The following is a 17,207-nucleotide window of genomic DNA, read 5'->3' on the forward strand; positions in this document are numbered from 1 at the left end:
CGGAACCGGCCTCACTCCTCCAGGCACGCCGCGACGACCCGCAACGCCCGCTCGCCGCGGACCTCGTCGGCGAAGAGGGGGACGCGGCGCACGTCGTGGCCGCGGAAGACCTCCTGGGAGCGCGACAGGGCGTCCCGTTGCACGTCCCAGCGGCGCTGGCAGAACTCGCAGTGCTCCAGGTCCGGCGAGACGAACCACTCGGCGTCCACGTCGGCCACGTCGGTCAGGTCCTGCATCACCCGGTTGACCACGACCGTTCCGACGGGCACGTCGAACTCCTCCAGCCGGCCGAGCAGCCGCTCGGATTCGAGCACCGACAGCTCCTCGGGCACCATCACGACGCGGAAGTCCGTCTGTGCGGGGTCCTGTAGCACGTCGCGCAGTTGCTCGATGCGGTCCGAGAGGACGCGCAGGTCGTCCAGCCCCTCCTCGGGATCCACCTCCTCGTCGTCGCCGCCGAACATCCCGCCGAGGTTCTCCATCATCCCGCCCATCCGCTCGCGCAGGGCGAGCATCTTCCCGACCATCGAGTCCATCACGTCGGGGAGTTCCAGCAGCCGCAGCGTGTGGCCCGTCGGGGCGGTGTCGACGATGACGCGGTCGAACCGCGGGTCGTCCATGTAGCGGATGAGCAGGCGGATCGCCGCGGCCTCGTCGGCGCCGGGCATCGACCCGCCCAGCGGGTCGACCATCTCCTCGCCCGCGCCGCCGAGCATCTCGCCCAGCCCGCCGAGCGCGCCGCCCGCGCCGCCCATCCCGCCGCCGCCCTCGGCGAAGGGGCCGTCCTCCAGCGCGGCCTCGGGGTCGATCTCCGCCGCGTAGAGCGGCACGTCCTCCCGGATCTGGGCCGGCTCGGCCGGGATCTCGGTCTCCAGCGTGTCCGACAGCGAGTGGGCCGGGTCGGTGGAGACGACGAGCGTCGCGGTGCCGTCGCGGGCGCTGGCCAGCGCCGTCGCGGCGGCCATCGTCGTCTTCCCGACGCCGCCCTTGCCCCCGTAGAGGACGTACTCCGGCGCGTCGACCCCGGACGGGACCGCCTCGTCGTCGATGTCCTCGACCGCCTCCACGTCGATCTCGCTCATGCCTCCACCTGAAGCCGGCGGGCGGATGTATCCGTCGGACCGCCGCTCGCGCTCGGACGCTCCCCTGTGGTTGTGACGGTCGTCACTCGGTGAGCGGGTGCGGTGCGGTTGGCGCGCGCTGTCGCGCGCATGAAAGCGCGCGACCGTAGCCGCGCGAGGTCTTCGCGAGCCCCGCGAGCGAAGGCTCGTCGGAGCTTGCTCCGACGGTGGATGAGGGAACGAGCGAAGCGAGTGAGCGAATCGGCTGGGGAGGTTCGTGGCCGTCTGCGGTGCAGTTGCGGTGTTGAGCGGCGCGGTTCCTGGCGGACTGAAAGGGCGAGGCGCGCTCGCGCCGATAGTCGCCTGCGCGGGCGCTATCCGCGCGGGCGGTGCCGAGAGCGCGGATATCCCGCTCAGCGACCGCGAGCGCGTCGAGGGCTTTCACCGCTTGCCGTCAACTGCGGTGCCGACTCCAGCTAGCGAGCACGCCGAGGGCTTTCACCGCTTGCCGTCGAGCACGGTCTCTCGGAATGCACAGACGAGTGCGGCAGCTATCGAACGAAGACCACACCACACGAACGGCGATCGGTCGGCCGTCCCCCCGGACGGCCGGCACGAGCGGTGGACAGGCGGGGTGCCTATGACCGCGACGACCGAGCCTCGCGCACCTCGGCGCCGTCACGGAGTTTGTCTTCGCAGAACGGACAGACGCGGGGGCCGGTGTGACCGTCGGGCGTGAATACGCGTACGTACGCCTCTGTCACGAACGACCCACAGTTCTGACACTCTGGCATCCCTTGAGTAACTGTAATCATCCGCCATATGCTTTCCGGCCGTCGACGGCGGTATAGACCGATTAACTCCCCCTCTCGACTCGGCAAGGCACCGCTTCCGACGGGTACCACCGCACTACCGGTAATACGACTGATACAACGAGCCGACCGCACGACGGCGAGCCGACAGGTCTCGGCGGGACGGTGAGCCGACAGGTGCTGGCGCGGCGGGGGGCCGACGGATCGTCGGGACGGTGGACCGACGGATCGGTGGGAGGGTGCCGGTCACCGCGGATCACTGCGGTCGCTCCAGAACCGGTCGAGTTGGCCGTCGAGGAACTCCGCGGTCATGCGGACGAACTCCTCGCGCTCGGCCGGCGAGAGGTACTCGTGGACCGAGCGGGGAGCGCCCGCCGTGTACCGCCGGTCGGCGAACACGCGGACCCCGACCTCGTCGGTCCCGCGGATGACGCGCCCGATGGCCTGGCGGGCCCGCCGGACCGCCGGGACCGTCAGCGCGTACGCGAAGGCGTTGTCCTCGCCGAACTCGTCGGCGTAGGCCCGCTGGACCGCCCGCACGCGGGGCGACCCGACGTTGACGAGAGGGACGCCGATCACGAGCGCCGCCGCCAGCTTCTCGCCGTCGTAGTCGACGCCCTCGGTGAGCGTCCCGCGGGTGCTCGTGACCAGCACCTTCCCGCCGCCGCGGAAGAAGTCGGCCTTGAGTTCCTCCGTGGCCTCGTTGCTCGAACTCTCGTCGACGAGGACGGGTTTGTCGACGGCGCCGTCGAGGTAGGCGCCGGCCCACTCGGCCTCCCGGTAGTTGGGCATGGCGACGAGGACGTTCCCCGGCGAGCGGGCGACCGACCGGAGGACGTGGGCGTACTCGTCGCGGGTGCGGTTCCAGCCGTCGCCCAGCGGGTCCATCTCCGCCGGGTTCCCGCGGTTCCGGGCGGTGAACGGCTCCGCGTCGACGACCCAGCTCGCGCGGTTCTCTTCGGGGAATCGCAGCGGGTAGCTCTTCGCCTCGACCGGCCGTCCGTGGTCGCCCTCGTCGGGCGTCGGTCCCGGGTTCGGGTCGCCCTCGCGCAGGGACTCCAGCCCCGAGACCTCGGTGAACACGTCGAGTGGCGAGAGGGTGGCGCTCATCAGCACGCCCCCGCCCAGCGAGTCGAAGATTTCCTTCAGTGACTCGGCGGGCATACAGTCGAACAGGACGAGCCCGGGGGTGTAGACGCGCTGGTAGTCCCTGTCTACGGCGTCGGCGGCCTGCCCCGTCTTGGGGGCGTACTCCAGTTCGATCTCCCGGAGGTACCGATCGTGGCCCCGCTCCCACCAGTGGCCCATCACGGCGCCGACGGCGGCGCAGACCGGCTGGCGAGCCAGTCCGAGGCCGTCGATGGCGTCCTCGACGGCGGCGCCGACGGTCGCGAGCGTCCGCCACACCTCGCCGTCGTAGCCCTGCCGCTCGGCCCACCGTGTCAGTTCGTCCGGTTCGGGCTCCTCGGGGTCTCGAAGGGGGACCTCCACGTCCCGCTCGGGGACGCTCTCGGCCGGGTCGCCGACGCGCCAGTCGCGTTCGACCTCCTCGTCGAGGTACCGCTCGACCCGCTCGTCGAGCCACCCCAGGAGGTCGTCGTAGAACTCCCGCGCCCGGTCGAGCGCCGAGAGGGGCACGTCGTGGGTCGCGAGGCGGTCGCGGACCTGCTGTTTCCGGTCCCGGCTCTCCCGCGCCCGCGAGAGGAGGTGGTTGCAGTCGTTGCGCGCCCGCTTGATCGTCGAGCGGCCCACGCGGTCGGAGAGCAGGTCCCGTACCCGCTCCTCCAGCCGGTGGGCCTCGTCGACGACGAGGAAGGTCGAGGAGTCGAGCGCGGCCGCCACGAGGGGTCGCGACCCGGGGTCGAAGACGTGGTTGTAGTTGCCGATTATCACGTCGGCGTGTTCGAGCATGACGCCCATCGCCCGGTGGGGGCAGGTCCCGCGCTCGACGCTGGCGGGCAGGTAGTCGTCGGCCGTCACGACGCGGGACTCCCCCACCGAGAAGTCGACGGGCGAGCCCTTGTTGCGGGCGAACCAGTCCGCCTCGAAGGGGCAGTAGAGGGGGTCGTCGTCGCCGGCGGTCATCGACTCCGGCGCGCTGGGCTGGCTCCGCGGGTACGGCGACTCGGCGCCCGCCGTTTCGAGTGCGCTGTCGAAGGTACGGTAGGTGTCGGCGTCCGTGCGGGCCTCCCGGACGAGGTCGCTCGCGAGGCTCGGGTCCCACCACACGTCGTCGGGGTCGGACGCCAGGGCGGCGTCGGCGGCGGGTTCGTCGCCCGACCGGCGGTCGGCTTCGACGAGGTCCGCGGTCGTCTCGCGCAGGTCCTCGCAGCGGTCGTGGGTCGAGGCGTCGTCGGGGAACGCGCCCTCCCGGCCGTACGGACAGAGGTCGCGTTTCCCGACGAGGGCGACACCGTCGAGCGGTTCGGGTCCGTCGGGGTCGGCTGCCAGCCGGGCGTTCATCGTCCGCAGGTCCTCGACGAACTGGAGCCGCTGCTGTTTGACCGGCGTGACGACCATCACGCGGTCGTACTTGCGGGTCGTCCGGACGAGCGTCGCGCCCGCGGTCAGCGCGGCCATCGTCTTGCCGGTTCCGCAGGGCCCCTCCATTGCGAAGTACCCGCCCCGCTGGCCCACCTCGATCGCCGTCTCGATCGCGTCGGTCTGACTCTCGTAGGGTTCGTCGAACCCGAACACCTCCTGCCAGGCGTCGGTCGGGTCGCCGGTCGACCACTCCTCGGAGCCGGCACTGTCCGGGGCGCCGTCGCCGGCTTCCGACTCGTCGCTACCTCCGGCGTCGGAACTGCCCGCGGCGTCGACACTCGTCGTCCCGGCGTCCCCCTTGCCGTCGCTCGCGGCCCGGTCGTCGGCCATCGTCGATCCCTGTGTCGGCCTCGCCTATGAACGCACGGATGCGTCGGCCCGACCGCGATCCGCCCCGGACCGGCCCCGGGATGTCGGTCCGACCCTCGATCCCGGTCGCAACCGCGGCGCTTCCGGCCGCCGTCGGGCGCTCACTCGCCCGACTCCGCGGGAGACTTAAGTTGGTGGAGGGTACAGTTCCGCCATCGACGGCCGATGACACGGGTTGGCAAGCGAACGCGGCGGTGGGGTCCGTGGAGGGCGGAGAGATGACGGCTTCCGACGACCCCGGCGACGGCGGATCGTCCGACGGCGAGCCGAGTGGCGGCGGGTCGGCCGGCGACGAGCCGAGCGACGGCGGCGGTCCCCCCGGCGGCGGCTCGACCGGCGGCGGCTCGACCGACGGCGGCGGGTCGACCGGCGGGACGGACGAGGGCGACGGCGACGGGCCGGTCGCCCGGATCCTGCACTTCGACCCCGACGAGACGGTGCTGTCGCGGCTGGGGACGGAGACCGCCGACGCCGAGGGAGTCGACTACGAGGGGACGAGCGACCCCGACCGCGTCCGCGAGCGCCTCGACGCCGGCGACCCGGACGTGTTCGTGGTCGAGCCCGACGCGCCGGCCGACGTGGCGGGGCTGGTCGAGGCCGCCGACGCGGCCGGCGCGGCGGTCGCCCTCTACACACGCGCGAACCCGGGCGACGTGGACCCGGGAGTGTTCGACGCGGTCGACACGCTCGTCGAGAAGTGGACGGCCGAGGAGGGGCTGGACTTCGTCGTCGAGAAGCTTCGGGGGGCGGCCCGGACGCCCGACGCGGCCTCGCGGTTCGCCCGCGCGTTCGAGCGGGTCGACCCGGACACCCAGTCGTCGACCTCGTTTCTCGTCTACGAGGACGGGACGGTCATCTGGGAGGCGACGCCGCTGGACGAGTATTTCGATCGTCGCGACGTCACCGCCGCGGTCCCGGACACGCCGAACTTCTACCGGCAGTTGACGGCCGCGCTCTCGCAGGACCCCGAGGCCATCCGGACGATCCGCGGCCCCGACGTGCCCGCCGAACCCACGGAGTTCGCCGTCCCGACCGGGGGCGGGGAGGCTCGCTTCCGCTACACGGAACACGAGTTCCCCGAGACGGTCGGGCCGCTCCGGCTGGTCCTCGTCGAGGACGTGACCTGGTCGGCCCGGTCGAGCGCCCGCCTGGAGCTGCTGGACCTGCTCGACCGGCACGTTCAGGACGGCATCTCCGTCGTCGACGCCAACGGCCGCGTCGAGTACCACAACGAGTCGTTCGCGGACCTGCTGGGCCACGACGACATGGTCGGCGAGCACACGGCGACGTTCATGACCGAGGGGGAACTCGAGGCCGGCCAGCGGACGATCCAGCAACTGCGGCGGGACGACCGCGACAGCGCCGTCATCGACATGACCTTCGAGACGGCCGACGGGGAGGAGCGGACCCTGGCCGTCCACTTCTCGGTCCGGGACGGCGAGGACGGCTACGAGGGGCTGGTCAACGTCGCCCGCGACGTGACCGACCGGCGCGACCGCGAGCGCACCCTCGAACGGTACCGCCGGCTCGTCGAGAGCGCCGGCGACCCGATGTACGTCCTCGACGACGACTCCCGGATCGAGATCTGCAACGACGCGCTCGTGGATCTGTTCGACAGCAGCCACGACGCCCTCGACGGGACGCCCCTGTCGGAGCTGCTACCCGACGCCGCCGCCGAGCGGATCGGGGAGGCGCTCGACCGCGCGACCGCGACCGGCGAGAGCGTCACCTGCGAGTTCGACCTCCCCGCGGCGGCGGGCGAGGTCCGGCAGTTCGAGGCCACCGTCGCCGGCCTCGACGCGGCCGACGACGCCGACGGCTCCGTGGGGATCCTCCACGAGGTGACCGCCCGCGAGCGCCGCGAGAGCGAGCTGGACCTGCTCAAGCAGGTGCTGACGCGCGTGCTCAGACACGACGTGCGCACGGGCCTGACCGTCGTCCGCGGCCAGGCGGAGGTGCTGGCCGAGCGCACCGACGGCGAACAGCGGCGGATGGCCGAGACCATCGTCGACCGCAGCGAGCAACTCGTCGAGACGACGGAGAAGGCCCGCGCCATCGAGCGGGTCATCGACAGCGACGAGGGGCGGGTCACGCTCGACCTCCGCTCGGTGGTCAACCGGAGCGTCGCCAACGTCGCGGCCGCGAACGGCGACGCCGAGTACGACGTGCGAATCACCGACCAGGTGCCGATACGGGTCCACCGCGCGTTCCCCTACGCCGTCGAGAACCTCGTCGAGAACGCCGTCACCCACGACGACGCGACCCCCTCGGTGACGATCACGGCGACCGACGACGACGAGGGGACCGTCGAACTCCGGATCGCCGACGACGGCCCCGGTATCTCACAGGCGGAGCTCGACGTGCTCGCCGACCGCGAGGAGACGCCGCTGAAACACGGCACCGGCGTCGGCCTCTGGCTGGTCTCGTGGGTCGTCGAGCGCTCCGGCGGCGAACTCGACTTCGACACCGGGTCGGACGGGACGACCGTCACCGTCCGCCTCGACGCGGGCGACGCCGACGACATCGAGTGAGTCCGCCGTCGGCCGGCGTCGACCCCATCGCCCCGTACGCGATCCAGTCGCTCCGCACCGCGATCCAGTCGCCCGTTCGCCCGAGGAGCGGCCGGCTCAACTCAGGTAGTCGGCCAGCCGCTCGGCCGCCTCGTCGGCGCGCGGGGTGACCAGCGCGAACCGGATCCAGTCGGCGCGCGACTCGCCGAACGCCTCGCCGGGCATCCCCGCCACGCCCGCCTCGTCGATCAGCCGCTCGACGTTGCCCATCGTCCCCGGGAACCCCTCGAAGCGGGCCATCACGTAGAAGGACCCGCCCGGCGTCGTGTACTCGGCGCCGGCCCGGTCGAGCGCCTCGGTGAACCGGTCGATGCGCTCGCGGAGCCGCTCGCGGTTGCGCTCGTAGTACTCGGGTGGCGTCTCCCGGAGCGCCCGCAACACCGCCGCCTGGGCCGGCCGGCTCCCTGTCACGTTCTGGATCATGTGTCGCGTCCGCGCCCGGTCGTGGAGGTCGCCCAGCGGCCCGTCCTCCGGGGGGAAGACGGCGTAACCCACCCGCAGGCCCGTGATCGCCAGCGTCTTCGAGAAGGAGTTGGTCGCGACGACGCGGGCCGAGTCCGTCGCGAGCGCGCTCTCGAACGCGCCGGTGAAGTCGTAGTGGTCGTACACCTCGTCGCTGACGAGCACGGCGTCGTACTCCTCGGCGATCCCCACCAGCGCCTCGATGGTCTCCGGCGGGTAGACCGCGCCCGTGGGGTTGTTCGGGGAGTTGACGACGATGGCGGCTGTCTCGTCGCCCGCGGCCGCCCGCACGTCCGCGGGGTCGAGCTGGCCGGTCTCGTCGGCGGGGACGTAGGTCGCCTCGGCGTCCAGCAGGTTCGCACGGCCGGCGTAGTAGGGATAGACCGGATCGGTCATGATCACTTCCGACCCCTCGCCCCGCTCCAGCGCGCCCGTCGTCGCGAGGTGGTTGGCCTCGCCGGCGCCGTTGGTCACGAGCACGCGCGAGCGGTCGACGCCGCGGCGCTCGGCGATCTCGGTCCGTAGCTCCGCGAGGCCGACGCTCGGGGGGTACTGGAACTCGCTCACGTCGCCGTCGGCGTAGTCGCGCAGGCCCTCGCGGAGCGCCTCGGGGGGCTCCCAGTCGGGGTTGCCGCTCACCATGTCCACCACGTCGCGGTCGGCGCGCGCCGCGTACTGCATCACCCGAAAGAACTGCGGCGTCTCGTAGTCCATCAAACAGGCACCTTGGAGTGAGACTCGGGGCAGAGAGTGGTTAATATTGTCCTCCGTCGGTACGATCGACTCACGCTGATCGAATCCTGAATCAATCGCCCACCAAGGGCGAGTTCTGAGTGGTTTCAGATCCCATCCAATTCCCTGATGTCCTCTACTGGGGAATAGTATTCGTTCTCCTCGACCCACATATCGAGCCATTCATTCGCGGTTTCGACGCTGATACACTCTTCAGAGACACAGCGTGCTAATACTCCAAGAGAGTCGGTTACACTGACTGAATAGCGTCTCGCGAGCTCTCTCGCATCCTGATCATCTGTAGCCACAGGGCGGTCCGTGATGTACCCCGTTAGAATAGCGCTCGCTTCACCACATTCAATCTCGTCTAGACAGTCTTGGACTAACTCTAACACACTCTCCCAATCGTACTCAGTCTCATACTCTTCCGAGATCAGACGTGTACTAAGTTCGATTCCTCTGAAAGATCTCGACCGATAGTCGTGCTCACTGATCGAATCGACCCGTGGAATCGTCGGATTCTCCGAACTAGATATATAACCGGCCTCGGGGAGATATTCGAGTGCATTCTGTAAAAACTCGTGTCCATCATCAACGCCGCGTTCAACTTCATTTATAACCGGATCCGTCGCCCTGACCTCCGGAAAAGCCTCACAAACAACGTCTAATGAATCGGTGTACGCAAAGTTCGAAATGACAGTGGAATCGAGGATGACGAAGTTTCGTGGTGTTCCTCCCATCCAAGTTATACGTCTAGAGCCGTATCGACTTCGTCCTGCGCGTCATCGAGGTCATTCGGGCCGACCCGAGCTTCAATAGATGTATTACTGAGAATCTCCCGGAATTCTTGCTGAGAAACATCGGCTTCCTGCGCCGCTTGCCCCAACGAGAGCTCCCCGAGCGCGTATAGTCCGATAATGGTCGCAAGGTCATTTTGGCTCTCTTTCGAAGCTGGACCGCTCATGCGACGCCCTACGCCGTGCAATTATTTGAATCTGGTCGTGTTATCATTCCGGATATCGGCTACCGTTCACCATGTCCACCACGTCGCGGTCGGCGCGCGCCGCGTACTGCATCACCCGAAAGAACTGCGGCGTCTCGTAGTCCATCGATTACCGGCCGTTGGCCGCCCGCGACGTAAACCCTGGCGCTCGACCCGTCCGGAAGGCCGGCCCCGTGGACCGGCCGCTAGCCCCCTCAGAACAACTCCGCGACCCGCCGTCGCGTCGCCGCCAGGTCCCCGGAGTTGTCGACGGTGACGTGGTCGCGTTCGAGGGGCTCGAACCGATCGCGGGCGTTCTCGTAGACCGACACGTCCGCCTCGCTGGGGTCGTCCTCGCGCTCGCGGATCCGCCGGCGAGCCACGCCGTCGTCGCAGACCACGCGGACGAGCGTCAGGTCCGCACCGATCGCGTCGGCCAGCGTCGCGACCTGGTCTCGGTGGTACCGCCGCTCGTAGGTCGCATCGAGGACGACCGGCTTCCCCGCGTCGAGCGCCGCCCGCGCCCGCTCCAGCATCGTCGTGTACACTCGCTCCTTCTCCGCGCGGTCGTACGTGGGGTCGTCGAACAGTTCCGCCCGGACCGCGTCGCTGCGGATCCGCTCGGCGTCGATCCGGTCGGCAATCTCCCTCGCCACGGTCGACTTCCCGACCCCCGGCAGCCCGCACTGGACGACGAGTCGCGGCGCCATCTACCCCCATCTCGAACCCCCCGCCTCAAGAACGTGGGTGTCCCGCCGTCGCTGTGTTTCCGGTAACGAAGGATTTTTATAGAACCGCGAACAACGATCTACCGAGCCGAGGTGAGAAGCCATGGCTCTTCCGGATCGACCAGTCAGTTCGTGGTTCCAGGGTATGGATCTGCCGAACCGGCTGTTCGAGACCGGCGGTAACGACTACGAGCTCTACGAGGAGGACGAGGAGTTCGTGTTGAGCGTCGAGCTGCCGGGGTTCGACCCCGAGGAGATCGACGTGACGTGGCACGAGGGCGTCCTGAACGTCGCCGCCGAGCACGACGACGAGACGCGCGGCACGCGCCGGACCTACCACCGGCGGTTCCGCTTCCCGAAGGGCGTCGACGACGAGGAGATCGCCGCCGAGTACCGCAACGGCATCCTCGAAGTGCGCCTGCCCATCTACGAGGGCGCCACCGCTCGCGGCACGCAGATCGAGGTCCAGACCTGACGACGGTCGGGGGACTGTCAGGCTTCCGCACGCGACCGTCGTCGGTACCGTCGCTCGCGCGGCGCGAGTTTTTTCGTGCCCCGCCCGGTATCGGCGGGTATGTCCGACGACTCGCGGACGCTCTCGCCGGACGAGGCCTTCGAGGTCCTCGGGAACGAGACACGGGTCGCCATCCTCAGGGCGCTGGGCGGCGCCGACGAGCCGGTGTCGTTCTCGGCGCTGCGCGACCGCGTCGGGACCGCCGACTCCGGACGGTTCAACTACCACCTCGACCGGCTGACCGGCCACTTCGTCCGCAAGCGCGCGGCCGGGTACGAACTCCGCAGAGCCGGCGAACGCGTCGTCGAGGCGGTCCTCTCGGGAGCGGTCACCGCGGCGCCCGTCCTCGAACGGACCGAGATCGACCACCCATGTCACTTCTGCGGTGCGCCGGTCGCCGTCCGCTTCCGCGAGGAGCGCGTCGAGGTGTTCTGCACCGACTGTCCGGGCACCTACAGCCGGACGAGTTCGCCGGCCGACAGCGGGAACGGCGATGCGGGGGACGGTGAAGACGAGGCCCGCGGTAGCGACGGGTCGGGCGACGACTGCGGGGCGGACCGCGCTGCGGCCGAGGGGTACCTCGGTTACCACCCGCTCCCGCCGGCCGGCGTCGCCGGCCGCGACCCCGAGGCGGTGTTCCGCGCGGCCTGGACCTGGGGCCACCTCGAACTGTTCGCCGCCGCTGCGGGCGTCTGTCCCCGCTGTTCGGCCGCGCTCGACCCCCGCCGCCGCGTCTGCGAGTCCCACGACGCCGACGCCCGCGACGCCGGCGCCCGTGATGCCGACGCCCGCGACGCCGGCGCCCGCCCCGACGGCGGCCTCTGCGACGACTGCGGCCGCCGCTACGCCGTCGCCGTCGACCTGGACTGCTCGAACTGCATCTACGAGGAGAGCGGCGCGGCCGTCGTCGCGCTGGCGGACTCGCCCGACCTCCTCGCCTTCCTGCTCGACCACGGCCTGAACCCGCTGGCCCCGACCGACGAGACGCTCCCGGCGCTGTCGGCCGCGTACAACGACTTCGAGGAGTCGGTCCGCTCGACCGACCCCTTCGAGGCGCGGTTCACCTTCGCCGTCGGCGACGACGAACTCGCGCTGACGGTCGACGACGACCTGCGGGTCGTCGGCGCCGAGCGACGGTGAGCGGGTCCCCTGCGTTTTTCCGGCGGCCGCCCGTCCGGTCGGTATGCGCGAATTCGCGGACGACCCGCCGGTCGAGCAACGAGTCGGCGACCTGCTGGCCGACCGCGCCGGGACCGTCGCCGTCGCCGAGACCGCGACCGGGGGACTCGTCGGGGCGCTGCTGACGAGCGTCCCCGGCGCGAGCGACTACCTCGACCGCGTCGTCGTCCCCTACGACTACGACGCGCTCCGGACCGTGCTGGCGGTCCCCCGCGAGACGCTCGACGAACACGGCGCCGTCAGCGAGCCGGTCACCCGCGACCTCGCCCGGGCGGCCCGCGACACCGCCGACGCGACCTGGGGAGTCGCCACCGCCGGCGTCGCCGGCCCGGGCGGCGGCACCGAGGAGAAACCCGTCGGCACCGGCTTCGTCGGCGTCGCCCACGCCGCCCCCTGGGAGTCGGGCGACTCGACCGCCAGCGTCTCCCGCTACGCGTTCGACGGCGACCGGGAAGCCGTCCGCGAGCGGCTCGCCCGCCGCGCGCTCCGGGACCTGGAGACCGCGGTCAGTTCACGCGACTGATCCCGTTCCCGGCGTCGCGACGCCCGCCGGGGCTTCGCCGACGGGAGCTCGCCGGTCACCGAAGGGCAACACTTGTGACCCGCGGGTCCATCGAATCGCCCCATGGACAAGCGCGGACACGTGTTGAACGCGGTCTTCCTGGCGGTGGGGCTGGGGTTCATCCTCGAACCGGCCGGCGACGTGGCGACGTTCCGGACCATCGCCGCGGTGTTCGTCCCGCTGGTGCTCGGGGCGCTGTTCCCCGACGTGGACACTCACTTCGGGAAACACCGCAAGACGCTGCACAACCTCCCGGTGCTCGGGATCGTCGCCGCCTACCCCATCTACTTCGCCAACCTCCACTGGGTGTGGCTCGGCGTGCTCACCCACTACGTCCTCGACGCGCTCGGGACGACCCGCGGGCTCGCCCTCTTCTACCCACTCTGGGACGAGGAGTTCGGCGCCCCTATCGGCGTCCCCGTCAGCAGCGACTACGCCGACGCCATGATGCTCGCCGTCACCGCCTTCGAACTCGTCGTCGCCGCCGGCCTCGTCCACGTACTCCCCGCCTACCTCCCCGAGGGCGTCGCCCTCCCGTTCTGAGTCGGTTTCGCGCCGACGCTCTCCCGGTGTGGCCGAAGGTGAACAGTGCCGCGTGCGCGGTCGGGTCGACGTGGACGCTATCGTCTACTGACCGCCGCCGGACCACGCTTAAGTTCGCACGGTTCCCACAAGCGAGGAATGCCATCCAGGCGGTCGGTGATCGCGGCCCTGCTCGGCGGGAGCGTCGGTGCGGCGACGCTCACGGACGCGCGGGGCTACCTCGACCGGTTCGCGCCGCTGTCGGGCGACGCCTGGGGCGCCGCGACCGCGGGCTCCCGCGAGCGGGTCGCCACGCCGTACGGCCGCGCGACCGTCCGCTACGACGACGCCGGGGTGCCGACGGTCCGGGGGACCGACGAGCGCTCGCTGTACTTCGCGGTCGGATACGTCCACGCGGCCGACCGGCTGTTCGAGATGGACCTGATCCGCCGGCGGATGCGCGGGACCCTCTCGGCGGCGGTCGGCGAGCGCACCGTCGACTCGGACCGCTTCCACGCGCAGATGGACTTCGCGGCCGCCGCCGAGGCCAGCTGGCGGGCCGTCCGCGACACGCCCACCGGCGACGCGATGCGGGCATACGCCGCCGGCGTCGAGGCCCAGCGGGCGAGCGAGCCGCTCCCGCTCGAATTCCGCCTGCTCGATTACGAGCCCGCCGCGTGGACGCCCGTCGACTCGATGCTCGTCGAGAAGCAGATCAGCTGGGGCCTGACCGGGAGCTTCCGGTCGCTCCGCCGGGCGGTCGCCGCCGACGCGCTCGGCGAGTCCGCCGCCGCGACGCTGTACCCCGAGCGTCTGGACCACGACGTGCCGATCCTGCGGAACGGCGCGGCCGGCGAAGGTACGAGCGCCGACTCGTCCGCAGCCGCGGTCGATTCACCGGGTGAATCCGGCCTCGCGCCGCTGTCGGCGTGGCTCGCGAGCTTCGAGTCCGACCCGGGCGTCGGCTCCAACAGCTGGCTCGTCTCGGGCGAGCACACCGCGAGCGGCCGGCCCCTGCTCGCCAACGACCCGCACCTGACGCTGATGGCGCCGCCGGTGTGGTACCAGATGCACCAGCGCCGGCCGGGGATGCGAGTCCGGGGCGTCACGTTCCCGGGCGTCCCGTTCGTCGTCATCGGCGAGAACGACGCGGGCGCCTGGGGGTTCACCAACGCCGGCGCGGACGTGCTCGACACCTACACCTACGAGACCCGCGACGGCGAGTACCGCCACGGCGACGAGTGGCGCGCGTTCGAGACCGAGGAGCGAACTATCGAGGTCGCCGGCGGCGACGACCGCTCCGTCACGGTCCGCAAGAGCGTCCACGGCCCGGTGCTCGAACGGCAGAGCCGGCGCGTCGGCGTCGCCTGGACCGGCCTCCAGGCCTCCCGGACGGCGATCGCGGTCCACGAACTCGACCGCAGCGGCGGCCGCGAGGAGGCCCTCGCCGCGCTCCGGAAGTTCGACACGCCCACGCAGAACGCCGTCTACGCCGACCGCGACGGGAACACTGCCTACTGGGTAACGGGGCTGGTCCCCGTCCGCGAGTCCGGCGGAGGTGACACGGACGACGGCGGGCCAGGTAGCGACGACGGGGACCCGGTCCGCGGCGACCGCGTCTTCGACGGCTCCGCCCGCGCGGGCGAGTGGCCGGGGTACGAGCCGTACGGCGAGCCCGACCTCGACACGGGGTGGATCCCCTTCGCGGAGAAACCGGGCGTCCGGGACCCCGACTACCTCGCCACGGCGAACCAGCGGATCGTCGACGGCCCCGACCACTATCTCGGCGAGGGGTACGCCGCGCCGTTCCGCGCCCGCAGGATCTACGACCTGCTCGATCAGCGGGCCGCGAGCGACGAACCATTCGACTTCGCGTACATGCGCCGCGTCCAGCGCGACGTGGTCGACGAGCGGGCCCGGCTGTTCGTCCCCGCCGTACTCGACGCCCGCGACGCGATGACCGAACCGGCGCGAACGGCCGCCGACCGCCTCGACGGCTGGGACTACCGGATGGACCGCGACTCGCGCGCCGCGCTCGCCTTCGAGCTGTTCGTCGGTCACTACCGCGAGCGGGTGTTCGATCCCGTCCTCGACGCCGCCGGCCTCGGGGAGGAGCACTACCCCAACGACTGGGTGTTGCTCACGCTCGGCCCCGAGAGCGAGTGGTTCGCCGACCCGCCCGTCGAGGGGGTCGACCCGCGGGCCCGCCGGGACGTGATCGCGGCGGCGATGGCCGACGCCGCGGGCGAGATCGACGACGAGGGGTACGAGACCTACGGCGACTACAACCGGACGGCCATCGACCATCCCTTCGACCTGGGATTCCTGAACTATCCGCGACTCCCGACCGACGGCTCGCCAGCGACGGTCCGCAACTTCCGAAAGGAGTCGGCGGTCGGGAGCAGTTTCCGCCTGCTCTCGCGGTTCGACGGCGAGCCCTCGCTCGGCATGATCCCCGGGGGCAACGACGGCGAGTACTTCTCCGACCACTACAGCGACCTCCTCGAACCGTGGGCCGACGCCGAGTACCGCCCGCTGGCCGCGACGACCGACGGCGACCCCGACGTGCGGTTCGAGGCAGGAGACGCCGGCGCCGCGGGAGGTACCGACGATGAGTGAATCGCTGGAGGACGCGTTCGGGACCGAGACCGACGACGCCTCGGCGGGTATCCGCGCCCGACTGTACCACGCGCAGACAGCCCCGCGCGAGCGGTGGGGGTTGACGGTCACGGCGACCGCGCTCGGGCTCGCCCTGGCGACCGTCCACTGGGCCGGCCTGCTGGTCGGCGGCGCGCTGGTCGGGTTCGCCCAGCCGACGCTCCGCCGGGCGCTCGTCGCCGGCCTCGCGTTCGGCGTCGTCGTCCTGCTCGCCGCGGCAGTCCAGTTCGCGCTCGCCGGGAGTCTCGACGCGTACCTCGCGATGGGTCAGCTGCTGGCGGTCAGCGTCGCCGTCCCGCTCGTCGCGGGCCCGCTCGGCGCCGCGGCGCGCGGGCTCGTTCCCGACGCGCCGGCCGATCACGGGTGACAACCCCGCGGTCCTGCCGGTTCACCCGTCCAGGTCCTCGATCAGCGCTTCGAGCGTCCCGATGTGTTCCTCGAACTTCTCGCGACCCAGGTCGGTGAGTTCGTAGGTGGTCTGCGGTTTGCGGTCGACGAACTGCTTCTCGACGGCGACGCAGTCGGCCTCCTCCATCTTCCCGATGTGGCTGGCGAGGTTGCCCTCGGTCACGTCAAGCGCCTCCTTGAGGTCGGGGAAACTCGTCTCGCCGTGCCGGTAGAGGTAGGCGAAGATCTGGAGTCGCGTCGGCTGGTGGACGAGTTTGTCGAAGTCCATGGGTCAGACCCGCGTCAGGTACACGTAGGCGCCTATCGCGTAGACGACGAAGAGGATGCCGAAGAGGCCGACGCCGACCCACCTGAGGACCTGGACGTAGGGGAGCCACGAGGCGTAGACGAGGATCCACGCCCCGCCGACGTAGAACACCAGCCGGTCGCGCCGGCGGACCCGATAGGCCGACAGGACGGCGCCGGTCAGCAGGAGTCCGAGCCCGACCGTCGCGATGACGAGCCCGAAGTACAGCAGCGCGCGGTCGAGCCCGCCGACCTGCCGGGCGGCCTCGCCGGCGACACCGGTCGCGGCGACGAGGAAGACCGCGAGCGACCCGAAGACCGCCCGCCAGCTCGGCGCCGTCTCCGGCGCGGTCGCGCTCGGGAGTCGCGAGGCCATCCACCAGGTCGCGACGCCGGCGACCGCGACGAACCCGAACCAGACCGCCGTGTACTCGGCGCCGCCCAGCCGCTCGTAGAGGAAAAACGTCGCCTGCGCGAGCAGCGCGGCGCCGCCGACGACGAACCCGGCGAGCAGCCACAGCCGCGCCCGGCCGGGATAGCGCTCCGCCAGCCCCATCGCGCCCTTGATCTCCGAGAGCTGGCGCTTCAGGTCGTCCGTGTCGACCTCCGGGTCCTCGACGGGGCCCGCCTCGGAGTCGTCGACCGGGTCGTCTCCCTCGTGGGCGTCGCTCACGGCGACCACCTCCGGCGGTCGCGCCGGCGGTCCGAGTCGGGGGCGGTCGCGCGTCGGTCCGGCGCCGTGGGGAGTGTGTCGGTCGTCGTCATTCGTGGTGCGCCGCGTTCGTTGCCGCGGTGTTGTCGGAGGGCCGGTAAGTCGGT

Annotated in this window: 16 protein-coding genes; 7 read left to right on the plus strand and 9 right to left on the minus strand. The window is 71.0% G+C overall.

The genetic code is table 11. From position 1 onward, the window contains the following. Positions 1-11 precede the first annotated feature (11 nt). The 3 genes from ACMGFI_RS02235 to ACMGFI_RS02245 all read right to left on the minus strand — a co-directional run bounded on the left by ACMGFI_RS02235 (position 12) and on the right by ACMGFI_RS02245 (position 4,747). Complete coding sequence (locus tag ACMGFI_RS02235; RefSeq protein WP_436907015.1) at positions 12-1,082, minus strand: ArsA family ATPase; 1,071 nt, start codon at positions 1,080-1,082, stop codon at positions 12-14. A gap of 617 nt (positions 1,083-1,699) precedes the next feature. Beyond that, positions 1,700-1,855: a DUF7563 family protein gene (locus ACMGFI_RS02240; RefSeq protein WP_425484368.1), complete on the minus strand. Its 156-nt coding sequence runs from the start codon at positions 1,853-1,855 to the stop codon at positions 1,700-1,702. 264 nt (positions 1,856-2,119) lie between these two features. Next, the gene (locus ACMGFI_RS02245) at positions 2,120-4,747 is read right to left on the minus strand and encodes an ATP-dependent DNA helicase (RefSeq protein ID WP_436907016.1); all 2,628 of its coding nucleotides are present in this window, start codon (positions 4,745-4,747) and stop codon (positions 2,120-2,122) included. A 257-nt stretch (positions 4,748-5,004) separates the two neighbouring features. Between ACMGFI_RS02245 and ACMGFI_RS02250 the strand changes: the two genes are divergently transcribed. Further along, positions 5,005-7,317, plus strand: a complete 2,313-nt coding sequence (locus tag ACMGFI_RS02250; RefSeq protein WP_436907018.1) for a PAS domain S-box protein — start codon at positions 5,005-5,007, stop codon at positions 7,315-7,317. 96 nt (positions 7,318-7,413) lie between these two features. On the opposite strand, the gene ACMGFI_RS02255 is transcribed toward ACMGFI_RS02250, so the two are convergent. From ACMGFI_RS02255 to ACMGFI_RS02270, 4 genes are all read right to left on the minus strand, one after another. Continuing rightward, entirely contained in the window at positions 7,414-8,532 is a 1,119-nt protein-coding gene (locus ACMGFI_RS02255) for a pyridoxal phosphate-dependent aminotransferase (RefSeq protein WP_436907020.1), read from the minus strand. Positions 8,533-8,657: 125 nt separating this feature from the next. Further along, the gene (locus ACMGFI_RS02260; RefSeq protein WP_436907021.1) at positions 8,658-9,290 is read right to left on the minus strand and encodes a PIN domain-containing protein; all 633 of its coding nucleotides are present in this window, start codon (positions 9,288-9,290) and stop codon (positions 8,658-8,660) included. A gap of 5 nt (positions 9,291-9,295) precedes the next feature. After that, on the minus strand, positions 9,296-9,514 hold the full coding sequence (locus ACMGFI_RS02265) for a DUF7317 family protein (protein ID WP_436907023.1): 219 nt from the start codon (positions 9,512-9,514) through the stop codon (positions 9,296-9,298). A 233-nt stretch (positions 9,515-9,747) separates the two neighbouring features. Continuing rightward, positions 9,748-10,242, minus strand: a complete 495-nt coding sequence (locus ACMGFI_RS02270) for a P-loop nucleotide/nucleoside kinase family protein (protein WP_436907025.1) — start codon at positions 10,240-10,242, stop codon at positions 9,748-9,750. Between the two features lie 121 nt (positions 10,243-10,363). Between ACMGFI_RS02270 and ACMGFI_RS02275 the strand changes: the two genes are divergently transcribed. The 6 genes from ACMGFI_RS02275 (at position 10,364) to ACMGFI_RS02300 (ending at position 16,062) form a co-directional block, all read left to right on the plus strand. Next, on the plus strand, positions 10,364-10,735 hold the full coding sequence (locus ACMGFI_RS02275; RefSeq protein WP_135366288.1) for an Hsp20/alpha crystallin family protein: 372 nt from the start codon (positions 10,364-10,366) through the stop codon (positions 10,733-10,735). Positions 10,736-10,834: 99 nt separating this feature from the next. After that, entirely contained in the window at positions 10,835-11,914 is a 1,080-nt protein-coding gene (locus ACMGFI_RS02280) for a winged helix-turn-helix domain-containing protein (RefSeq protein ID WP_436907027.1), read from the plus strand. Positions 11,915-11,957: 43 nt separating this feature from the next. Then, on the plus strand, positions 11,958-12,476 hold the full coding sequence (locus tag ACMGFI_RS02285) for a CinA family protein (RefSeq protein WP_436907028.1): 519 nt from the start codon (positions 11,958-11,960) through the stop codon (positions 12,474-12,476). 102 nt (positions 12,477-12,578) lie between these two features. Beyond that, positions 12,579-13,058, plus strand: coding sequence for a metal-dependent hydrolase (locus ACMGFI_RS02290; RefSeq protein WP_436907030.1), 480 nt, complete (start codon positions 12,579-12,581; stop codon positions 13,056-13,058). Between the two features lie 138 nt (positions 13,059-13,196). After that, positions 13,197-15,656, plus strand: coding sequence for a penicillin acylase family protein (locus ACMGFI_RS02295; protein ID WP_436907032.1), 2,460 nt, complete (start codon positions 13,197-13,199; stop codon positions 15,654-15,656). Beyond that, positions 15,649-16,062, plus strand: coding sequence for a hypothetical protein (locus ACMGFI_RS02300; RefSeq protein WP_436907034.1), 414 nt, complete (start codon positions 15,649-15,651; stop codon positions 16,060-16,062). The genes ACMGFI_RS02295 and ACMGFI_RS02300 overlap by 8 nt, the downstream gene beginning before the upstream one ends. A 21-nt stretch (positions 16,063-16,083) precedes the next feature. Here ACMGFI_RS02300 and ACMGFI_RS02305 read toward each other — a convergent pair whose 3' ends face one another. Together ACMGFI_RS02305 and ACMGFI_RS02310 are read right to left on the minus strand one after the other, a co-directional pair. Further along, positions 16,084-16,371, minus strand: a complete 288-nt coding sequence (locus ACMGFI_RS02305; RefSeq protein ID WP_436907035.1) for a transcriptional regulator — start codon at positions 16,369-16,371, stop codon at positions 16,084-16,086. A 3-nt stretch (positions 16,372-16,374) separates the two neighbouring features. Further along, on the minus strand, positions 16,375-17,061 hold the full coding sequence (locus tag ACMGFI_RS02310; protein ID WP_436907036.1) for a hypothetical protein: 687 nt from the start codon (positions 17,059-17,061) through the stop codon (positions 16,375-16,377). Positions 17,062-17,207: the final 146 nt, after the last annotated feature.

Source organism: Halosimplex marinum, assembly GCF_051414075.1.
GTDB lineage: Archaea > Halobacteriota > Halobacteria > Halobacteriales > Haloarculaceae > Halosimplex > Halosimplex marinum.